General features: G+C 70.5%; 14 protein-coding genes and 2 tRNA genes. 5 read left to right on the top strand and 11 right to left on the bottom strand.

The window, feature by feature from the left end; all coding sequences use genetic code 11:
- Positions 1-55 precede the first annotated feature (55 nt).
- The 3 genes from ACIGXJ_RS05690 to ACIGXJ_RS05680 all read right to left on the bottom strand — a co-directional run bounded on the left by ACIGXJ_RS05690 (position 56) and on the right by ACIGXJ_RS05680 (position 4,341).
- Positions 56-1,993: a galactose oxidase-like domain-containing protein gene (locus ACIGXJ_RS05690; RefSeq protein WP_399641891.1), complete on the bottom strand. Its 1,938-nt coding sequence runs from the start codon at positions 1,991-1,993 to the stop codon at positions 56-58.
- Positions 1,990-3,975: a glycosyltransferase family 2 protein gene (locus tag ACIGXJ_RS05685; RefSeq protein WP_399641890.1), complete on the bottom strand. Its 1,986-nt coding sequence runs from the start codon at positions 3,973-3,975 to the stop codon at positions 1,990-1,992. The genes ACIGXJ_RS05690 and ACIGXJ_RS05685 overlap by 4 nt, the downstream gene beginning before the upstream one ends.
- Positions 3,976-4,267: 292 nt before the next feature.
- Positions 4,268-4,341 (bottom strand) — tRNA-Lys (locus tag ACIGXJ_RS05680).
- A 186-nt stretch (positions 4,342-4,527) separates the two neighbouring features.
- On the opposite strand from ACIGXJ_RS05680, the gene ACIGXJ_RS05675 reads away from it, so the two are divergent.
- The 4 genes from ACIGXJ_RS05675 to ACIGXJ_RS05660 all read left to right on the top strand — a co-directional run bounded on the left by ACIGXJ_RS05675 (position 4,528) and on the right by ACIGXJ_RS05660 (position 8,386).
- On the top strand, positions 4,528-5,865 hold the full coding sequence (locus ACIGXJ_RS05675; protein WP_399641888.1) for a peptidoglycan-binding protein: 1,338 nt from the start codon (positions 4,528-4,530) through the stop codon (positions 5,863-5,865).
- A 137-nt stretch (positions 5,866-6,002) separates the two neighbouring features.
- Positions 6,003-7,106, top strand: a complete 1,104-nt coding sequence (locus tag ACIGXJ_RS05670) for an SPFH domain-containing protein (protein ID WP_399641886.1) — start codon at positions 6,003-6,005, stop codon at positions 7,104-7,106.
- Between the two features lie 117 nt (positions 7,107-7,223).
- The gene (locus ACIGXJ_RS05665; RefSeq protein ID WP_399641884.1) at positions 7,224-7,829 is read left to right on the top strand and encodes a lytic polysaccharide monooxygenase; all 606 of its coding nucleotides are present in this window, start codon (positions 7,224-7,226) and stop codon (positions 7,827-7,829) included.
- A 101-nt stretch (positions 7,830-7,930) separates the two neighbouring features.
- Entirely contained in the window at positions 7,931-8,386 is a 456-nt protein-coding gene (locus ACIGXJ_RS05660) for a hypothetical protein (protein ID WP_399641882.1), read from the top strand.
- A gap of 57 nt (positions 8,387-8,443) precedes the next feature.
- Here ACIGXJ_RS05660 and ACIGXJ_RS05655 read toward each other — a convergent pair.
- The 7 genes from ACIGXJ_RS05655 to ACIGXJ_RS05625 all read right to left on the bottom strand — a co-directional run bounded on the left by ACIGXJ_RS05655 (position 8,444) and on the right by ACIGXJ_RS05625 (position 13,570).
- Positions 8,444-8,517: transfer RNA gene (locus tag ACIGXJ_RS05655), tRNA-Lys, on the bottom strand.
- A gap of 101 nt (positions 8,518-8,618) precedes the next feature.
- Positions 8,619-9,377, bottom strand: a complete 759-nt coding sequence (locus tag ACIGXJ_RS05650; RefSeq protein WP_399641880.1) for an IclR family transcriptional regulator — start codon at positions 9,375-9,377, stop codon at positions 8,619-8,621.
- Between the two features lie 220 nt (positions 9,378-9,597).
- The gene (gene ehuA, locus ACIGXJ_RS05645; RefSeq protein ID WP_399641878.1) at positions 9,598-10,434 is read right to left on the bottom strand and encodes an ectoine/hydroxyectoine ABC transporter ATP-binding protein EhuA; all 837 of its coding nucleotides are present in this window, start codon (positions 10,432-10,434) and stop codon (positions 9,598-9,600) included.
- Positions 10,424-11,068 carry an ectoine/hydroxyectoine ABC transporter permease subunit EhuD gene (gene ehuD / locus ACIGXJ_RS05640; protein WP_399641876.1) on the bottom strand — a complete coding sequence of 215 codons (645 nt, stop codon included), beginning with the start codon at positions 11,066-11,068 and terminating at the stop codon, positions 10,424-10,426. Before ehuD ends, ehuA begins: the two co-directional genes overlap by 11 nt.
- Positions 11,065-11,787 (bottom strand): ectoine/hydroxyectoine ABC transporter permease subunit EhuC, encoded by a 723-nt coding sequence (gene ehuC / locus ACIGXJ_RS05635; RefSeq protein ID WP_399641875.1) that lies wholly within the window; start codon positions 11,785-11,787, stop codon positions 11,065-11,067. The genes ehuD and ehuC overlap by 4 nt, the downstream gene beginning before the upstream one ends.
- A 15-nt stretch (positions 11,788-11,802) precedes the next feature.
- Positions 11,803-12,702, bottom strand: coding sequence for an ectoine/hydroxyectoine ABC transporter substrate-binding protein EhuB (gene ehuB / locus ACIGXJ_RS05630; RefSeq protein WP_399641873.1), 900 nt, complete (start codon positions 12,700-12,702; stop codon positions 11,803-11,805).
- Positions 12,703-12,838: 136 nt separating this feature from the next.
- Positions 12,839-13,570 carry a decarboxylase gene (locus ACIGXJ_RS05625; RefSeq protein WP_399641872.1) on the bottom strand — a complete coding sequence of 244 codons (732 nt, stop codon included), beginning with the start codon at positions 13,568-13,570 and terminating at the stop codon, positions 12,839-12,841.
- A gap of 273 nt (positions 13,571-13,843) precedes the next feature.
- On the opposite strand from ACIGXJ_RS05625, the gene ACIGXJ_RS05620 reads away from it, so the two are divergent.
- Complete coding sequence (locus ACIGXJ_RS05620; RefSeq protein ID WP_399641871.1) at positions 13,844-14,971, top strand: LLM class flavin-dependent oxidoreductase; 1,128 nt, start codon at positions 13,844-13,846, stop codon at positions 14,969-14,971.
- Here the strand turns inward: ACIGXJ_RS05620 and ACIGXJ_RS05615 are convergent.
- Positions 14,950-16,803, bottom strand: coding sequence for a putative bifunctional diguanylate cyclase/phosphodiesterase (locus ACIGXJ_RS05615; RefSeq protein WP_399641869.1), 1,854 nt, complete (start codon positions 16,801-16,803; stop codon positions 14,950-14,952). The genes ACIGXJ_RS05620 and ACIGXJ_RS05615 overlap by 22 nt on opposite strands.
- Between the last annotated feature and the right edge of the window lie 215 nt (positions 16,804-17,018).

The following is a 17,018-nucleotide window of genomic DNA, read 5'->3' as shown; positions in this document are numbered from 1 at the left end:
GCTCCGCCGGGTGGGCGCGGGCACCCTGGCACTTCCCCGCGCCCATCGGTGGAGGTCAGGGCACCCGGACCCACTGCGCCTCGGACGGGACGCCTTCACCGTCGGTGACGAACAGCATGTACCAACCGGCCTGAACCAGATTCCGGTTCTTCGGCACGGTGACCTTCACCTTGTCCCCCTCCACGCCGAAGTCCAGCTCGATGGACCGCTGATCGACATCGGTGACGTGGGTGGAGGCCGAAGGACGGATCAGCCGCACCTTCCTGATGGAGGAGGCTTCCGCGGAGGTGAACGTCCCCGAAGCGCCGCGGGCGATCGTCTGCGGTCCGCCGGCCAGCGACGGCCGAGCCCCCCGGTAGAGGTAGGGCGGTGTGTAGATCTCCACCCGCTGCTCGAACTTCCCCGGCTTCGTGTTCGCCTTGTCCGCGTACAGCGAGTCCGAGCCGAAGAACATCACGCGCCCGTCGGGCAGCAGAATCGACCCGGAGTGGTAGTTGCGCCCGACCAGCGGATCGGCGACCTGGTCGAAGGAGTTGGAGTCCGGGTGGTAGATCCGGGCCTGGAGGATGTCGGAGTCCCCGCGCCCGCGATAGTCCTCGGAACCGCCCGACACCAGCACGGTGTCGTCCGGCAGGATCGACGTCTGCGGATACCGGGTCCCCTTCTCCAGCGAAGGCCCGTCCACGAACTCGGGCCGGTCGGCCTTGAGATCGACGATCCGGGTCTTGTTGCTGGACTCCTTGGACTCACCGACCCCGCCGCCACCGACGACCATGTACTTCTCGTCCTGCGCCGGAGGCAGCAGCACCGTGCCGGACGTCTCCATCAGGTCGGCGTCGCCGAGCCCGGGGATCCGGGTGAACTTGTTGGTGTCCACGTCCCAGACGCCGGGCTCACGGCCCACGTCGTCCGGCCCGTAGCCGGCGTTGGACCCCGAGTAGAAGATCTTGCCGTTCTGCATCAGGAACAGCGCCGGATACGTCGGGAACTGACGCATCTTCTCGGTGTAGGTCCACTTCTTGGTCTTCGGGTCGAACACCTCGTTCTTGCCCGGCACCAACTGCCCGATGTCGTCGAGCCCGGACACACTGAGGACCTTCCCGTCGCTCAGCGTGGTGAGCGTCGGATACCAGCGGGCCTCGTTCATCGGGTCGACCTTGATGTACTTCTCGGCGACCGGGTCGAACTCGTAGGCGTCCCTGATGCCTTGGAAGTCCTTCTTGTCCAGGGCGAGCTTCTGCGCGATGCCGTAGGTGTTGCGCGCGTCCGCCCCGGAGAGGCCCTGCACGCGGTAGTTGTCCTGGGTGCCCGTCTCGTACTCGGCGCCGCTCTTCTGCGCCTCGACGTAAATGCGCCCGAGGCCCGGGTCGTTGTGCAGGAACTCACCCGTCACCGGGTCGAAGACCTTCTTGGCGCGCGGCACCAGCACCGGGTCCTTGGAGACGAACGTCTTGCCGTTGCGCTTGCCGGTGAACTTGGTTCCGGCGGGCAGTGTGATCGGCTTGTCCGGGTTCTCGTTGTGGACGATCATCAGGCCGCCGGCCTTGGTGACATCGCCCTTGAGCTTCTCGTACCGCTTGGTGCCGCCCGCGATCAGCAGATTGCCGTTGGCGAGCTGGGTGTGGCCCGTGCAGAACAGGTCGCTCGGCGTGTCCACCTTCTTGATCGTGCCCTTGACCGGGTCCCAGATACGGGTGTCGAACTTCTTCGCGTCGAAGTTGTCCTGGTTGTTCCCGGAGCCCGCGACCAGAAGGATCTTGCCGGTGTGCAGCAGCGCCGCGTGAATGGTGTTCTGCCGGTACTCCTCGGGGAACTCGATGATCTCCCAGTGGCCGTTCTCGGCTTTGTACTCCGGCTTGTTGATCTGGTACTGGTGGTACTTCTCGGTGCTGAAGCGGTAGAGCCACGGCCCGTTCGTCCCGGCCAGCGCGAGTACCACCGCCGTGCCTATCGCGAGTCGACGAGCCCGACGGCGGCCTGCACGGTCGTTCATTCCTTACGTCCCCCAAGGGCGATCTGCATGGTCTGGTCGGTGCCTCCACCGGAGGCGGCCCACGGCTGCTGCTGGTACGGCGATCCGTGCGCCGGTGCCGGAGCGGGCACGGAGTCCTGTACGGCGGGGCCGGCGGCCGCGTTCACGGTGTTCTTCTTCCGGCCCCGGCCGCCCCGGCCCTTGGCCCGGTTCTCGTCCTGGCGCAGTTCGTAGCGCCAGACGAAGATCGGCGTGGCGGTGATCAGCAGCGCGAAGCACGCCCAGATGATCATCGCGGGGTGGGAGTGGCCGAAGACGAAGCCGGCGGCGATCGAGCCACCGAAGATCAGGATGAAGTACCAGTGGTAACGGAAGGTCCCGAACCAGCGGTCCGGGCTCGCCGAGTCGCCCTTGGGCGTGACCACGAACTTGCTCTTGCGGCGCAGCAGCGAATCGATCAGCGCCTTGGCGTACAGCGGCGCCGACAGCGCGGACATCACCATGCCGGCCACACCACCGGAGCCCTCCGGCTCGTGCGGGGAGACGTTGTGCCGCCGGTTCCAGATGTACAGGCCGATCTGCAGCGCCGAGGCGTTGCCGTACAGCATCAGCCACACGGTCGGGTCGATGTTCACACCCGAGGCGCCCAGGCCCAGGAACAGCGCACAACTCAGCGCGGCCAGGATCCAGTTGAGGGCCGAGATCGGGTAGAAGATGATCATCATCGTGTAGTTGAAGAGCTTGCCCGCGGGCAGCGTGCCCCAGCCCCTCCAGTACTGCTTGAGGATCGTCTCGTACGTCCCTCGCGACCAGCGCATCTGCTGGGTGAAGAAGTCGGTCCAGGCGCTCGGGCCCTCACCGACGGCGAGCACGTCCGGCGTGTACACCGAGCGCCACTTGTTGCCCGTCGCCGGGTTCTTGTGGCGGTGGATCTCGAAGCCGGTCGCCATGTCCTCGGTGATCGAGTCGTACAGGCCGCCGATCTGCTTGAGCGCCTTGATGCGCACGGCGTTGGAGGTGCCGACGAACATCGGGGCGCCGTAGCGGTTGCCCGCGCGCTGGATCAGGGCGTGGAAGAGGAACTGCTGCGACTCGGCGGCCTTGGTGACGAAGGTGTCGTAGTTGCCGTACACCTGCGGGCCGATGACGAAGCCGACGTCCGGGTCGCGGAAGAAGCCCAGCATCCGCTCCAGGTAGTTGGGCATGGGCACGTGGTCGGTGTCGACGGAGGCGAAGAAGTCGTAGTCGTCGCCGTGCGCCTCCAGCCAGGCGTTGTAGTTGCCGTGCTTGGTCTTGGCGCGGTGCGGGCCCTTGGCCTGGTTCCACCTGGCGACGCCCTTGCGGGAGAAGTGGCGTACGCCGAGCCGGGCGCACACCTCCTTGACCTCCGGGTCGTCGCCCTCGTCGAGCAGCCAGACGTGCATCAGGCCCCGGTGGCGGATCTTGACCGCCGCCTGAAGGGTCTTGGTCACCATCTCCAGCGGCTCCTTGCCGGGCACGAAGGAGGTGAGGAAGGCGACCCGGGTGCCGGTCTCGGGGACCACGGGGATCGGATCGCGGGCGACCAGGGTGGCGTGCGCGTTCGAGAGAACGTTCATGCAGCGGAAGAACTCGATCAGACCGATCGAGACGAGCATGACGACGTCGAGCGCGGGCAGGAAGTCGTAGGCCGGGTAGTCGCGTTCGGTCCAGTGCTCCGGCTGCAGCAGCCAGAACAGCAGCACCAGCGACAGCACGGGGGCGGCGGCCAGCATCAGGGCCACGCGGATGCGGTGCGGCTCCTGGGATATGAGGGAGCGGTACTGCACCCGGTACGGCTTGTTCGGGTCCGGCTGGGTGAGGGGGCCCGCGAGCCGGCTGTAGTGCTCGTAGTCGTATCGCGGCAGGGTCTTCTTGATCCGGCGGAAGGCGCCGGTGTTGCCCATGCGATGCGAAGGCACCCTCAGCTGGGTGGTCTGTGACGGGTCGGAGTTCTGCCCGGCGCCCGTCGGCGTCGACGTCATGAGTCATCCCCCCACACGCGAGTCACCGCGTGTATGTCGGTCCTTTCGCCTGGTGACGGTCCCCCTCGACCTGCACAAGGCGTGTTTGTGGTGGGCCTGGGTCACCACGTCATGCACACCTTATAGACATGGAATGCGGCCCTTCCGGTTGCATGATGCCCCCCGTGGCATCCCTTCCGGAACGGGCCCCCCTTCCCCGGTCGCGCCAGGGTTCTACGGGGTTCGGCATGATCGCAAGACGCCCAGCAGAAGAAGGCCCCCCGCTGCTGCGAGGGGCCTTCTTCGGTGTCTGTGCGCCGCCAGGGACTCGAACCCCGGACCCGCTGATTAAGAGTCAGCTGCTCTAACCAACTGAGCTAGCGGCGCCTGCTGACGTCGATAACTCTACATGACCTCGGGGAGTGCTTCCGACCACCCGGAACCAGGGCTCCTACCCCCACTGGGGCCGCGTACACCATTCGGACCGTCAACATGCGCACTCATAAGCCAGTTGGGAAACTGATCAATGTGCACAGGCCTGGACATTTCCACCTGGAGTGTGAGGGGAATCGCATGGAGACTCCGGAGACTCCGGTTTTCGAGGAATTCGATCCCACGAGCGATTGCGACTGCCCCGGCTGCGCCCTCGCCCGCCGACAGCTCCCCGCGCGGTCCCCGGCGGGAGGCCGCCCCGCCGCCCACCGGGTGCTCGCGGTCACGGCGGTCACCACGGCCGCCACGGCCGCCTTCGGCGGGGCCCACACCCTGCCCGCCGCCGCGACCGAGACCGCCCCCGACATCACCTCCGACATCGCTCGCCCCAGCGTTCCCGCAGGTGACGAGCCCGAGACCCCGCAGGGCACCGCCGCCCCGCTGCACGGGCCGGGAGGCCGGCCCGCCACGGGGACGAGCGTGCCACGGACGCCCTCGACGACCCGCGCGGAGATCATCAACCGCGCCAGGGCATGGGTGGCGGCGAAGGTGCCGTACAGCATGACCGCCTACTGGTCCGACGGATACCGGCAGGACTGCTCCGGCTTCGTGTCCATGGCCTGGAGCCTGCCCGGCAACGAATGGACCGGCAGCCTCGGCCGCTACGCCGACCGCATCGCCAAGGAGGACCTGCAGCCCGGCGACATCCTGCTGTTCCACAACCCGGTCAGTCCGCAGAACGGCTCCCACGTCACCCTCTTCGGCGGCTGGACGGACTACACGCACAGCTACTACATCGCCTACGAGGCGACCCGCCCGCACGCCCGCCGGCAGGCCACCCCGTACCCCTACTGGAGCCACGCCGACGGGTATCTCGCCTACCGGTACAAGGGGCTGATCGCGGGCACGGGCGGCTCCGAGCCGGAGCCGGGGACCGGGGCGCAGACGCCGTACCCGGGAGCGGCGTTCTTCGGCCCCGGCGCGGACAACGAGTACGTCACGCTCCTGGGCCGCATGCTCGTGGCACGCGGAGCGGCCTCCTACTACACCTCCGGGCCGGGCCCGCGCTGGTCGGACGCCGACCTCCGGGCGACCCGCGCCTTCCAGCTGGCCCAGGGCTGGACCGGCGTCGAGGCCGACGGCCTGCCCGGCCCGCGCACCTGGTCCCTCCTGGTCACCGGCCAGGGCCGCGACATCACGGCCGGCACGGCGGGGCCGCCCGCGCCCTCCTCGCCGGCGGTGCCGGCGTTCCCGGGCCGGGGCATGTTCCGGCCGGGGGCGGTCAACTCCCACGTCACGCTGCTCGGGCGGCAGCTGGTGAAGAAGGGGTTCGGCAGGTTCTACACCAAGGGCCCGACCCCGAGGTGGGGCGAGGCGGACCGCAGGGCGGTGGAGGCGTTCCAGCGGTCCCAGGGCTGGAGGGGAGCCGAGGCGGACGGCTACCCGGGTCCGCAGACATGGCGGCGCCTGTTCTCGTAGGGCGCCCGAGCTGGTCCGACCCCACGGGGGCTGTGCCGACACGCGGCTCACCCGCGCGGGAGCGACCAGCCCATCCGGCCGCACGCCGCGGGCCGGACACATCCATGACGCATCTGGCGCGGAGGCTGGAGGCAAGCATGACCACGACCACTCCACAGACCCCGGAATCGGAAGGCCCGTCCCGACCCGCTCGTCTCATCCAGAACGAGTCGACGACCGAGATCCCCGTCCATCTCCTCTTCCGGGACGACCCGGACCCGGAACCCGTACCGCTGAGGCCGGCTATCGTCGCGCGCCGCGAGGGCACCGGCGAACAGCCCCGGGTCCGCAGGCCCGCCGCGACGCAGGCGCGGCCCGTGCCGCAGGTCGACCCGGAGCTGGTGGAGCGGCGGGCCCGGGTCCTGCCCGGTGCGGCGGGCGTCCTGGCCGGGGCCTGCGGGGCGGCGGGCTGCGCGGCGACGTCCTGGTGGTCGGGCGTGCTGCCGGGCCCCGCGCTGGAGGCCCTCGGTCTGCCCCTGCCGGTCGCGGCGGGCCTGGGTCCGGCCCAGTGGGCGGCGTACGCGGGGGCGGGTGCGCTGACCCTGTTCGGCTGGGGCGGCCTGGCGCGCGGCCGCACGGGCGGGGCGTGGGTGCTGGGCCTGTTCGGCCGCTATCGCGGCACGGTCCGCCGGACCGGTCTGATGTGGGTCAACCCCCTTCTGCTGCGCCGGCGCGTGGACGTGCGGCTGCGGCACTGGCGCAGCGAGCCGATGCCCGCGGCCGACGCGAGCGGGGTCGCGCTGCGGGCGGTGGTGCTGGTGGTGTGGCGGGTGAGGGACACCGCGCGGGCGACGCTCGGCGTGGAGGACCACGAGGCGTACCTGCGCGAGTGCGTGGAGGCCGCGCTGGCCCGGGTGCCGGTGGAGACGCCGGGGGAGGGGCCGGTCGCGGCGGCCGGGGAGGCGCTGACCCGGATGGTGGCGGCGGAGGCGGCGCCGGTGGGTCTGGAGGTGTTCTCGGTGCAGCCGGTGCGGGTTGAGTACGCGCCGGAGGTGGCGGCCGCGATGCACCGCCGCCGGATCGCCGCGCTGGACGCCCGGCACCGGGCGAGTGTGCTGACGTCGGTGGTCGACTCGGTGGAGGACACCGTGACCCGGCTGACCATGCGCGGCCTGGTCGAGCTGGACGACTACGAGCGCAAGGCGCTGGTGAAGGATCTGACGGTGGCGTTCTGCGCGGGGCGCGGCGAAGCCGGTCCCTGAGGAGCGAGGGCGTGTCGTTGATATGGACACGGCCAACCAACGGCAATAACCTCGAACTTGGTCTAGACCTACCCTGCACGGCTCACTGAACTCCTCACGTTCTCCAGGAGCGGCAGTATGCGCAAAAAGACCAAGTTCTACGCCGCCGCGGTGGGCCTCGCCACCACCGGGGCGCTCGTGCTCTCCTCGGGCGGGGCCAGCGGTCACGGCTACACCGATCTCCCCATCAGCAGGCAGAAGCTGTGCCAGAACGGCACGGTGACCGGCTGCGGGTCGATCCAGTGGGAGCCGCAGAGCGTCGAGGGCCCGAAGGGCTTCCCCGCCTCGGGCCCCGCCGACGGACAGATCTGCAACGCGGGACTGGGGCAGTTCGCCCCGCTCAGCTCGCCGCGCACGCCGTCCGGCAGCGCGTGGCCGGCCACCAAGGTCACCGGCGGACAGAGCTACACCTTCCGGTGGCAGTTCACCGCCATGCACGCCACGACCGACTTCAAGTACTACATCACCAAGCCGGGCTGGAACCAGAACCACAACCTCGCCCGGTCCGACCTCAACCTCACCCCGTTCCTGACCGTCCCCTACGGCGGTCAGCGGCCCCCGTCCACCCTCTCGCACAGCGGAACCCTGCCGTCCGGGCTCAGCGGTCGGCATGTGATCCTCGCGGTCTGGACGATCGCCGACACGGGCAACGCGTTCTACGCCTGCTCGGACGTCACGTTCTGAGCAAGGCTTGAGCGAAAGCGCCTTTCCCCGCGGGTAGGTTCCCCTTGCGCCGTCTCGACCAGGGCGGCGCAAGGGGGAACACCGACTTCGGGGGAAGCGCGATGGACGTCATCTTCTATCTGGCGCCCGGCCTGATCATGGCCATGGCGCTCGGCATGGGCTACGTCGTCGTACGCCGCTGGCTGCGGCTGCGCGCGGCGTGGAACAGCGGGCTGACCGCGGAGGCCCGCTGCCTGCGCATGTACACGACCACCCATGGCGGCAGGGGCGACAGCTCCGTACGTACGGTGCTGCACCATGTCTACGAGTTCACCGCACGCGACGGACGTGTGGTGCGGTTCGAGGAGCAGGGCGGTTCCGGCACCGTCATCGAGGGCGACTTCGTCACCGTCCGCTACGCCGAGGGTCCGCGGGTGTCGGCCACGGCGCTCGCTCCGCGGCGGGGCCTCGCGACGGCGGCCACGATCGGGGTCCTGGCGTTCCTCGGGGTGATCGTCGTGTTCTGCGCCGGCTTCATGGTGGCGTACGCGTCGATCGCCTCGTATCTGCCGCTGTGACCTCACCGCGGCCGAACGCCGAAGGGCCCCTCGCTCTCGCGAGGGGCCCTTCCAGTGTGCGCCGCCAGGGACTCGAACCCCGGACCCGCTGATTAAGAGTCAGCTGCTCTAACCAACTGAGCTAGCGGCGCATGACCCTCGCCTTCCGCTTCTCGCGGCCGGCGACGGAGAAAATATTACCTGGTCCCGGGGGGTGCTCGTGACCACCGGCCCCGGGACCAGGCAGGGGCCCCTAGATCGCCAGGGACAGCAGCACCGGCGCGGCGTTCCGGTTGAGGGTGTCGGCGGCCTGGCGCAGCCGGTGGGCGTGCTCGACCGGGAGGGAGAGCGCGAGGCAGCCGACCGAGTTTCCCGCGGTGATCGGGACGGCCGCGCAGACCGTGCCGACGGCGTACTCCTGGAGGTCCAGGACGGGCACGGTCGGCGGCTGGGACTCCAGCCGGGACAGCAGCAGTTTGTCGCTGGTGATCGTGCGCGAGGTGAGACGGGCCATCTTGTGGCGGGAGAGGTGGTCGCGCCGGCCGTTGTGGTCGAGCTGGCCCAGCAGGCTCTTGCCGACCGCGGTGGCGTGCGCCGAGTAGCGGAAGTCCACCCACTCGTTGACCGCGGGCGTGGCCGGGCTGTCGGCGTACTGCGTGACCTTGACCTCGCCGTCGACGTAGCGGCTGATGTACACCGCGGCGCCGACCGAGTCGCGCAGCCGGTTCAGCGTCTGCTGGAGCTTCTCCCGCAGGACCTCCTCGTGGTGGTGGGCCGAGCTGAGGCGGGCGAGCGCGTCACCGGTGACGTACGCGCCGTCGGCGACCTGCTCGACGTAGCCCTCGCGGCGCAGCATCAGCAGGAGGCTGGTCAGGCGCTCCGTGTCGAGGCTGGTCTCGCGGGCGAGATCGGCGTCGGTGACGCCGGTGGTGTGCCGTGCCACGGTCTCCAGGACGCGCAGGGCGTCCTGTGCCGAGTGGTACGGCGCGGTCGGCTCGTGCTTGAGCGCCACGGTTTCCCCCTGCGGTCGCTTCCTTGGGCCGTGATCCGAGGCTCGGACCCACTCAACGATAACGGTCAAACGGCTTGTAGTGAGCGGGGGTTGACGAGATTTGAGCCCCTCTGGCAGCGAATACCCCGCTGGCATATGCCAACCGAATACGGATGAGGTGTGAAGGAGGTGTGGATGTATGGAGCAGGGGCGCCGCCCGCCGCGGGCGGCGCCCCCGGGCTCACAGCACCGCGCCGAGGAACTCGCGTGTGCGCTCCTGCTCCGGCTCGCCGAACAGCTTCTCCGGCGGGCCCGACTCGATGACCCTGCCACCGTCGAACATCATCACGCGGTCGGAGACGTCCCGGGCGAAGTTCATCTCGTGGGTCACGCACAGCAGGGTGATGTCGGTGGTGAGCGCGATCTCCCGCAGCAGGTCCAGCACTCCGGCCACCAGTTCCGGGTCGAGGGCCGAGGTGACCTCGTCGAGCAGCAGGATCTCCGGCCGCATGGCGAGGGCCCGGGCGATCGCCACCCGCTGCTGCTGTCCGCCGGACAGCTGGGTGGGATGCGCGGTGACCTTGTCCGCGAGCCCGACCATCCCCAGCAGGTCACGGGCCCGCTCCTCGGCCTCGGCACGGTCCATGCCGAGCACGTTGACCGGCGCCTCGGTGATGTTCTGCAGCACGTTCATATTGGGGAAGAGGTTGAAGTGCTGGAAGACCATGCCGATCTTCTTGCGGATCTCGCGCTGGTACTTCTCGTTCGCCGGCCTCAGGGAGCCGTCCGGCCCCGGCATGTGGGTGAGCGGCCGGCCGTCCACCGTGATCACGCCGTCGCTGACCCGCTCCAGCGTCATCAGCAGCCGCAGGATCGTCGTCTTGCCCGAGCCGCTCGGCCCGATCAGGGTGACGTGCTGGCCGCGCTCGACGGTGAAGTCCAGCTGGTCGAGGACGACATGGTCGCCGTAGCGCTTGACCACCCGGTCGAAGGCGACCAGCCGGCCCGCCGCCGCCCCCGGGAGGCGCTCGCCGCGCTCGTCGTCGGGACTCGTCTTCGTCAGGGGATCAGTGGCCAAGGCGCCTCTCCAGCTTTCTCGTCAGCAGCGACGTCGGATAGCTCGCCGCGAGGAAGATCAGGCCCGCGAGCGTGAAGGTCTCGGCGTGGACGAAGTGGTCCGCGCCGTACTCCCGGGCCTCCGCGACCATCTCCGTGACCGTGATCACGGCCAGGAAGGGGGTCTCCTTGAACATGGCGATGCCGTAGTTGCCGAGCGCGGGCAGCACCTTGCGGACCGCCTGCGGCAGGATCACCGCCTGCCAGGTGCGCCGCGGCGACATCGACAGCGCCCGGCAGGCCTCCCACTGCCCCTTCGGCACGGCGTCGATGCCCGCCCGGTACACCTCCGACAGATAGGCGGCGTAGTGGATGCCGAGCACCGCGATGCCGATGGTCAGCGGCTCCACGGTGGAGAAGAGCGCGTACGCGCCGACCAGCTGCACCAGCAGCGGCGTGGACCGCACGAACTCGGTGGCCGCCCGCACCGGCCAGGTCACCAGCCGGGTCGGGGCCCGCCCGGCCATCGCGACCACCAGTCCCAGGACGGCGGCCACCAGCGTGCCGAGCACCGTGGCCAGCAGCGTCGTACGGAAGCCCTCCAGCAGGATCGGCAGCGCGTCGCGGAAGGCGTCCCAGTCCCAGTCGTAGGTCACCGGACACCTCCCGCCACGGGAGCCTTCACCGCGGAGGCGCCGCGGGCGTCCGCGGGCCGGCCGAGCCGGGCCTTCGCGTGCCGCTCCAGGGCGTTCATCGCGAGGGTCAGGGCGTAGGCGATGACGAAGTACATGACCAGCAGCGTCAGGAACGCCCAGGCCGACTCGCCGGTGCGGTCACGCATCTGCTGCACGACCGTCGTCAGGTCGCTCGCCGTGATCAGCCACAGCAGCGGCGTGGACTTCAGCAGCTGGATCAGCAGGTTCGTGAACGACGGGATCATCTGCACCCACGCCTGCGGCAGCACCACCCGGCGCAAGCGCTGCAGCGGAGTCATGCTCAGCGCGATCGCCGCCTCCCACTGCCCCTTCGGTACGGCGTTCAGCGCGCCGCGCACCACTTCGGAGCCGTACGCCCCGTAGTTCATGCCGAAGGCCAGCACCCCGCAGAACAGCGGCGTGAGCTCGTAGCCGAACAGCAGCGGGAAGGCGTAGTAGAGCCAGAAGAGCTGGACGTACAGCGAGGTGCCGCGGAAGAACTCCACGACGACCCGTGACAGTCCCCGCGCGAGCACGGGCCGGCTGCTCGCCATGAGGCCGAGGACGAAGGACAGCACGAGCGCGACGAGCGCGCCCAGCACCGTGGCCTCGATCGTCACCCACAGCCCGGAGCCGACGTCCGGGAGATGACCGAAGAAGTACGTGTAGAAATCACCCATGGGCCGGTGTCCCCGTCAGGCCTTGCACAGGTCGGCGGTGCGCAGGTTCGCCGGCGGGATGGTCTCCTTGCCGAAGCCGTACTCGCCGAGGAGGCGCACATAGCGCCCGGCGTCGGAGGTGATCTTCTTCAGCTCGCCGTTGAAGGCGTCCCGCAGCTCCTCCTGGCCCTCGCGGAAGACCGCGCCGCCCGGGCTGTACTGCTTCACCCCGTCCAGCTCGGGGACGAACGGATCGGTCACCTCAAGGCCGCTGTTGTTCTTCGCGAGCCACTTCAGCGAGATGCTGGTCAGCAGGAACGCGTCGATCCGGCCGCTCCTGACGGCGTCCGCGCCGTCCTGCGGCTTCTGCAGCGTCCTCAGGTCGTCCTCGGCGATCCCGGCGGCCGTGGCGTACGTCTTCTCCACCGCCCCGGCCATCACGCCGATGCCCGCCCCGGCCCGCTTCACAGACCTCAGGTCGGTCAGCTTCTCCGGGTTGCCCCGCTTCACCAGCAGCGCGGTGGGGGAGACGAACTCGGGCTCCGAGAACAGGGCCTTCTCGCAGCGTTCCGGGACGATGGCCATGCCCGCGCTGATCACGTCGTACTTGCCGGCCTGCAGCCCCGGTATCAGCCCGTCCCACTCGGAGAAGGCCGGGCGCAGCTCGCCGATGCCGAGCGCCTTGAAGATCTCCCGGTGCAGCGTGGGCGCCTCACCCTTGAGCTGCCCGTCCTCCTCGTAGCCGTACGGGGCCTCGTTCGCGTACGCCACCCGCACATAGCCCTGCTTCCTCAAGCGCTCCAGGCTCGAGCCCCCTCCGTCGGCGCCGGCGGTCCTGCTGCAGGCGGCCAGCAGACCGGGGACGGTGAGCAGGCCGCCGACAGCCGCGGTTCTGGTGAGGAAGCCCCGGCGGGACGGGTTCGGGAACTCGGACATGGACACGCGACCTCCAAGAGCCTTGCCTGATCTGCCCGTACGCAGACCGGTGGTGGCACCTGCCCGATCCCCGGCAGCTATGCGGACCCACGGAGGGACGTTATGCAACGGTGATATGCGCGTGACCTGGCCGTGTTCACACCTGGACGATCGGCTCCCGCGTGAACAGCGCCCCCAGCGCGGGCGCGTTGACCCGCCGGTCGGTCAGCCGCAGCGCCTCCCAGACCGTCACCTGGCCGGCCGTCAGGACCGGCTTGCCCAGGGCCTCCTCCAGTGCGGGCAGATGGGCGGCCGTGTGCAGGGCCGTGTCCGGGACGAGGAGCGCCTCCGCCTCACCGGTGTCCGCCTGCTCGGCCAGCGCGAACAGCTCAGGCGCGTCCCAGGCCCCGGCCTCCGCCGCGCTGCCCACCCCGGCGGCGCGCACCGAGACCACCTCCAGGCCCGCCGACCGCAGGAACTGCGCGAACAGCCCGGCCACGTCGTCGGGGTAGGTGGCCGCGACCGCCACCCGCCGCACCCCGATCTCCTGCGCCGCGTGCACGAAGGCGAACGACGTGGCGGACGCGGGCATCCCGGCGGCGAGGGCCAGTGACCGCACCTGCTCGTGGGCGCCCTCCCAGCCGTGCACGAAGCTGCCGCTCGTGGAGGCCCACACCACCGCCTCGGCCCCCGCCAGCCGCAGCGCCTCGACATCGGCGGTGAGCCGGTCCACGGACCCCGTCCGCCGCAGCACCTCCACCCGGCGCGCGTCCTCGTCGGTGGCCGTCCCGATCACATCCACCCGGATGTCGCTCGCGAGGAGCTGCTCGATCCGCGGATAGTCGTCCTTCGGGTGGTCGCCCGGGCAGAGGAATCCGAGTGCGGTCATGTCGCCCCTTCCGGCTGTTCTTCCTGGCGTGTCGAGCATGTCGGGGGCCGGCCCGCGAACCCGCTCGACCGGTGCCCTCGTCACTCGGGTACCCAGCAGACGCGGCGCAGCCCCCATCGTCACCCGGCGGACCGGCCGGGCCGGCGGGCCACGCCGCGCGTCCCCTCGTACGGGCCCGCCCCGGAAATAACCGGAGACCGTCTCCTGTTGACGCCTGAAGGACCGGGCGGCAGCGCACCTTCCTGCCCGAAGGACCGGCAGCAGCACACCCTCATGCCTGAACGACAGGCGGCAGCACTCAGGAGGCACCCCGTGGCGGCAGACGAGATCCGAGGCACGACCCGGGGCACGGCCCCCGTACCCCTCTCCGTACTGGATCTCGCGACGGTCGGCTCCGGCCGCACCGCCACCGACGCCCTGCGCACCAGCGTGCGGCTCGCCCGGCTCGCCGAGTCCCGCGGCTTCCACCGCTACTGGGTCGCCGAGCACCACTCCATGCCCGGTGTGGCCTCGTCCTCCCCGGCCGTGATCCTCGCCCACCTCGCCGCCCACACCGACCGCATCCGGCTCGGCTCGGGCGGCGTGATGCTCCCCAACCACGCCCCGCTCGTCATCGCCGAGCAGTTCGGCACCCTGGAGGCCATGGCCCCCGGCCGCATCGACCTCGGGCTCGGCCGCGCCCCCGGCACCGACGGCGCCACGGCCGCCGCCCTGCGCCGCTCCGACACCCTGGACGAGGGTGCCGACGACTTCCCGCAGCAGCTGTCCGAGCTGATCCGGTTCCTGGACGACGACTTCCCCGACGGCCACCCCTACCGCCGCGTCCACGCCGTCCCCGGGCCCGTCCAGGCGACCTCGCCGGGTGGCGTGCAGTCCCCGCACCGGCCGCCGGTCTGGCTGCTCGGCTCCTCCGGGTTCAGCGCCCGGCTGGCGGGCCTGCTCGGACTGCCGTTCGCCTTCGCCCACCACTTCTCGGCGCGCAACACCGTCCCGGCGCTGGACCTGTACCGGGAGTCCTTCAAGCCGTCCGCCGTGCTCGACGAGCCGTACGCGCTGATCGGCGTGTCCGCGCTCGCCGCCGACGAGGAGAAGGAAGCCCGCCGCCAGGTCAGGGCCGCCGCGCTGAGCATGGTCCGGCTGCGCACCGGCCGGCCGGGCCTGGTGCCGAGCCCGGAGGAGGCGGAGGCCCACCAGTTCAGCCCCCTGGAGGAGGAGTTCGTCGACTCCTGGAACGCCAACGTCGTCCACGGCACCCCCGACGAGGTCCGCTCGGGCCTGGACGACCTGCACAAGCGCACCGGCGCCGACGAGCTGATGATCACCGCCAACGCCCACAGCGGCGAGTTCCGGCTGCGCTCCTACGAACTGATCGCCGACGCCTACGATTTGCCGACGGCGTAGGAGGCCGCCGCGGTCCGCAGACCGGAGATACGATCCGGCGCGACGGGCCGCGAGTAGAGCCAGCCCTGCCCGGTGTCGCAGCCGATCCGCCGCAGCCGCTCGGCCTGCGCGGGCGTCTCCACGCACTCGGCGGTGACGGTCAGCCCGAGCCGGTGGGCGAGCTGGATCATCGCCTCCACGACGACCTCGTCGGCCGGGTTCGGCGGCGCGCCCTCCCCCTCGTACTGGAAGCCGCGGACGAAGGAGCCGTCCAGCTTCAGCACGTCCACCGGCAGCCGGGAGAGATAGGCGAGGTTGGAGTAGCCCGTGCCGAAGTCGTCGATGGCGATGCGCACGCCCATGGCACTCAGGGCCTGGAGCACCTGCAGGGGGCGGCCGGCCGAACCCATCACGGCCGACTCGGTCAGCTCGATCTGGAGGAGCCCGGGAGCCAGTCCCGTCTCGGCGAGCACCCGCTGCACGTCCGCCACCAGGTCGGAGTCCCACACCTGGCGCACGGCGACGTTGACGCTGACGAACAGGGGTTCCCCGGCGGGGTTTTCGAGCTGCCAGCGGCGGGCCTGGCGGCAGGCGGTGGCCAGCACCCACCGGCCGAGCGGCACGATCGCGCCGTCCTCCTCGGCCAGTCCGATGAACCGATTCGGCGTCAACATGCCGAACTGCGGGTGGTCCCAGCGCACCAGCGCCTCCACCCCGCGCAGCTGCCCGTCCGCCATGCCCACCAGCGGCTGGTACTCCAGCCGGAACTCGCCGCGTTCGATACCGGGCCGCAGGGTGGAGGCCAGGGCCTGGCGGGTCATGCGGTGGGCGTTGCGCTCCGGGTCGAACAGCGTCCAGCGGTCCTTGCCGTCGGCCTTCGCCCAGTAGAGCGTGGTGTCGGCGGCCTGCATCAGCCCGGTGGCGGTGGTGTCGGCGGCGAGCCGCTCCACCACACCGACGGACGCGGTCACCGAGATCCGCCGCCCGGACAGGTCGAAGGGCCGGCGCAGGGCGCGCAGCACGGACTCGGCGAGATCGGCGAGCTGTTCGGTGCCGGTGGAGTCCTCCACGAGCAGCGCGAACTCGTCGCCGCCGAGCCGTGCGACCAGCGGCACTCCGGCGCGGGCGTAACCGGCCTCGTCGGCGCACCGGGTGAGCCGTTCGGCGACGGCGGCGAGCAGCCGGTCGCCCACCCGATGGCCGAGGGTGTCGTTGATCGCCTTGAAGCCGTCCAGGTCCAGGTAGCACAGACCGATCCGGCCGGTGCTGCCGCGCTCCTCCGGCTCCGACTCCAGGGCGGCCGTCAGCCGTTCGAAGAACAGGGTGCGGTTGGGCAGCCGGGTCACCGGGTCGTGCATCTGCAGATGGTGCAGCCGCGCCTGGAGTTCACGGCGGGCGCTGATGTCGGCGACGGACAGCAGCACGCCCTCGAAGCCCTGGTCCAGCGGCGCCACGGTGATCTGCACCCACATCGCATGCCCGTCGGGATGCTTGACCCGGCGGGTGCAGCGCAGCCTGGCCCGCCGGCCGCGCAACACCTCGCGATAGGCGTGCCACGTACGGCCGTCGGAGGCCAGGTCGACCAGTTCGGCGGCGACCTGGCCGGCCGGCGGCCGCACGGCGGTGCCGAACAGCGCCGTGAAACCGTCGTTGGCGGTCACGATCAGTCCCTCGCGGTCGACGACGGCCATCGCCAGCGGCGCCGAGGCGAACGCGGACCGGAAGGAGGCCCCCGCGTCCATGGCCCGGTTGACCTCCGTGCCGGTACGACGAGACGCCTCGGGATCACTCTCTGTGACGGCCGGCCGGATGAGGTCTGCCGCGGGCGTCGGCCCTTCGGACGCTGCGCTCACCGCTCGCTCCCGCAGTGCACTCGATCTGCTGGGTCTCTGCTCGATCTCTGTCCGGGCAGGAAGTGTCAGGAAAGTGTGCCGATCATAGAGGCTGCCCTCCGGGCCTTCCAGCTGTTCTTCAGTGTCCCCCGTGCGCCGCGTGATGACCCGCCTTTCTGACGGATCGTTTCTGCCCGGGGCTGGACGGGTTTCTTCGCCGGCCGACCGATTGTGAC

Source organism: Streptomyces sp. NPDC053367 (genome assembly GCF_044545925.1).
Classification (GTDB): domain Bacteria; phylum Actinomycetota; class Actinomycetes; order Streptomycetales; family Streptomycetaceae; genus Streptomyces.
The sequence above is the reverse complement of the archived record's forward strand: the minus strand, read 5'-3'. Positions and strand labels throughout refer to the sequence as shown.

Excerpts from the sequence above, each read along its gene's own strand:
- ACIGXJ_RS05690 (WP_399641891.1), bottom strand. The coding sequence starts at position 1,993 with ATGAACGACCGTGCAGGCCGCCGTCGGGCTCGTCGACTCGCGATAGGC.
- ACIGXJ_RS05685 (WP_399641890.1), bottom strand. The coding sequence starts at position 3,975 with ATGACGTCGACGCCGACGGGCGCCGGGCAGAACTCCGACCCGTCACAG.
- ACIGXJ_RS05675 (WP_399641888.1), top strand. The coding sequence starts at position 4,528 with ATGGAGACTCCGGAGACTCCGGTTTTCGAGGAATTCGATCCCACGAGC.
- ACIGXJ_RS05670 (WP_399641886.1), top strand. The coding sequence starts at position 6,003 with ATGACCACGACCACTCCACAGACCCCGGAATCGGAAGGCCCGTCCCGA.
- ACIGXJ_RS05665 (WP_399641884.1), top strand. The coding sequence starts at position 7,224 with ATGCGCAAAAAGACCAAGTTCTACGCCGCCGCGGTGGGCCTCGCCACC.
- ACIGXJ_RS05660 (WP_399641882.1), top strand. The coding sequence starts at position 7,931 with ATGGACGTCATCTTCTATCTGGCGCCCGGCCTGATCATGGCCATGGCG.
- ehuC (WP_399641875.1), bottom strand. The coding sequence starts at position 11,787 with ATGGGTGATTTCTACACGTACTTCTTCGGTCATCTCCCGGACGTCGGC.
- ehuB (WP_399641873.1), bottom strand. The coding sequence starts at position 12,702 with ATGTCCGAGTTCCCGAACCCGTCCCGCCGGGGCTTCCTCACCAGAACC.
- ACIGXJ_RS05625 (WP_399641872.1), bottom strand. The coding sequence starts at position 13,570 with ATGACCGCACTCGGATTCCTCTGCCCGGGCGACCACCCGAAGGACGAC.
- ACIGXJ_RS05620 (WP_399641871.1), top strand. The coding sequence starts at position 13,844 with ATGCCTGAACGACAGGCGGCAGCACTCAGGAGGCACCCCGTGGCGGCA.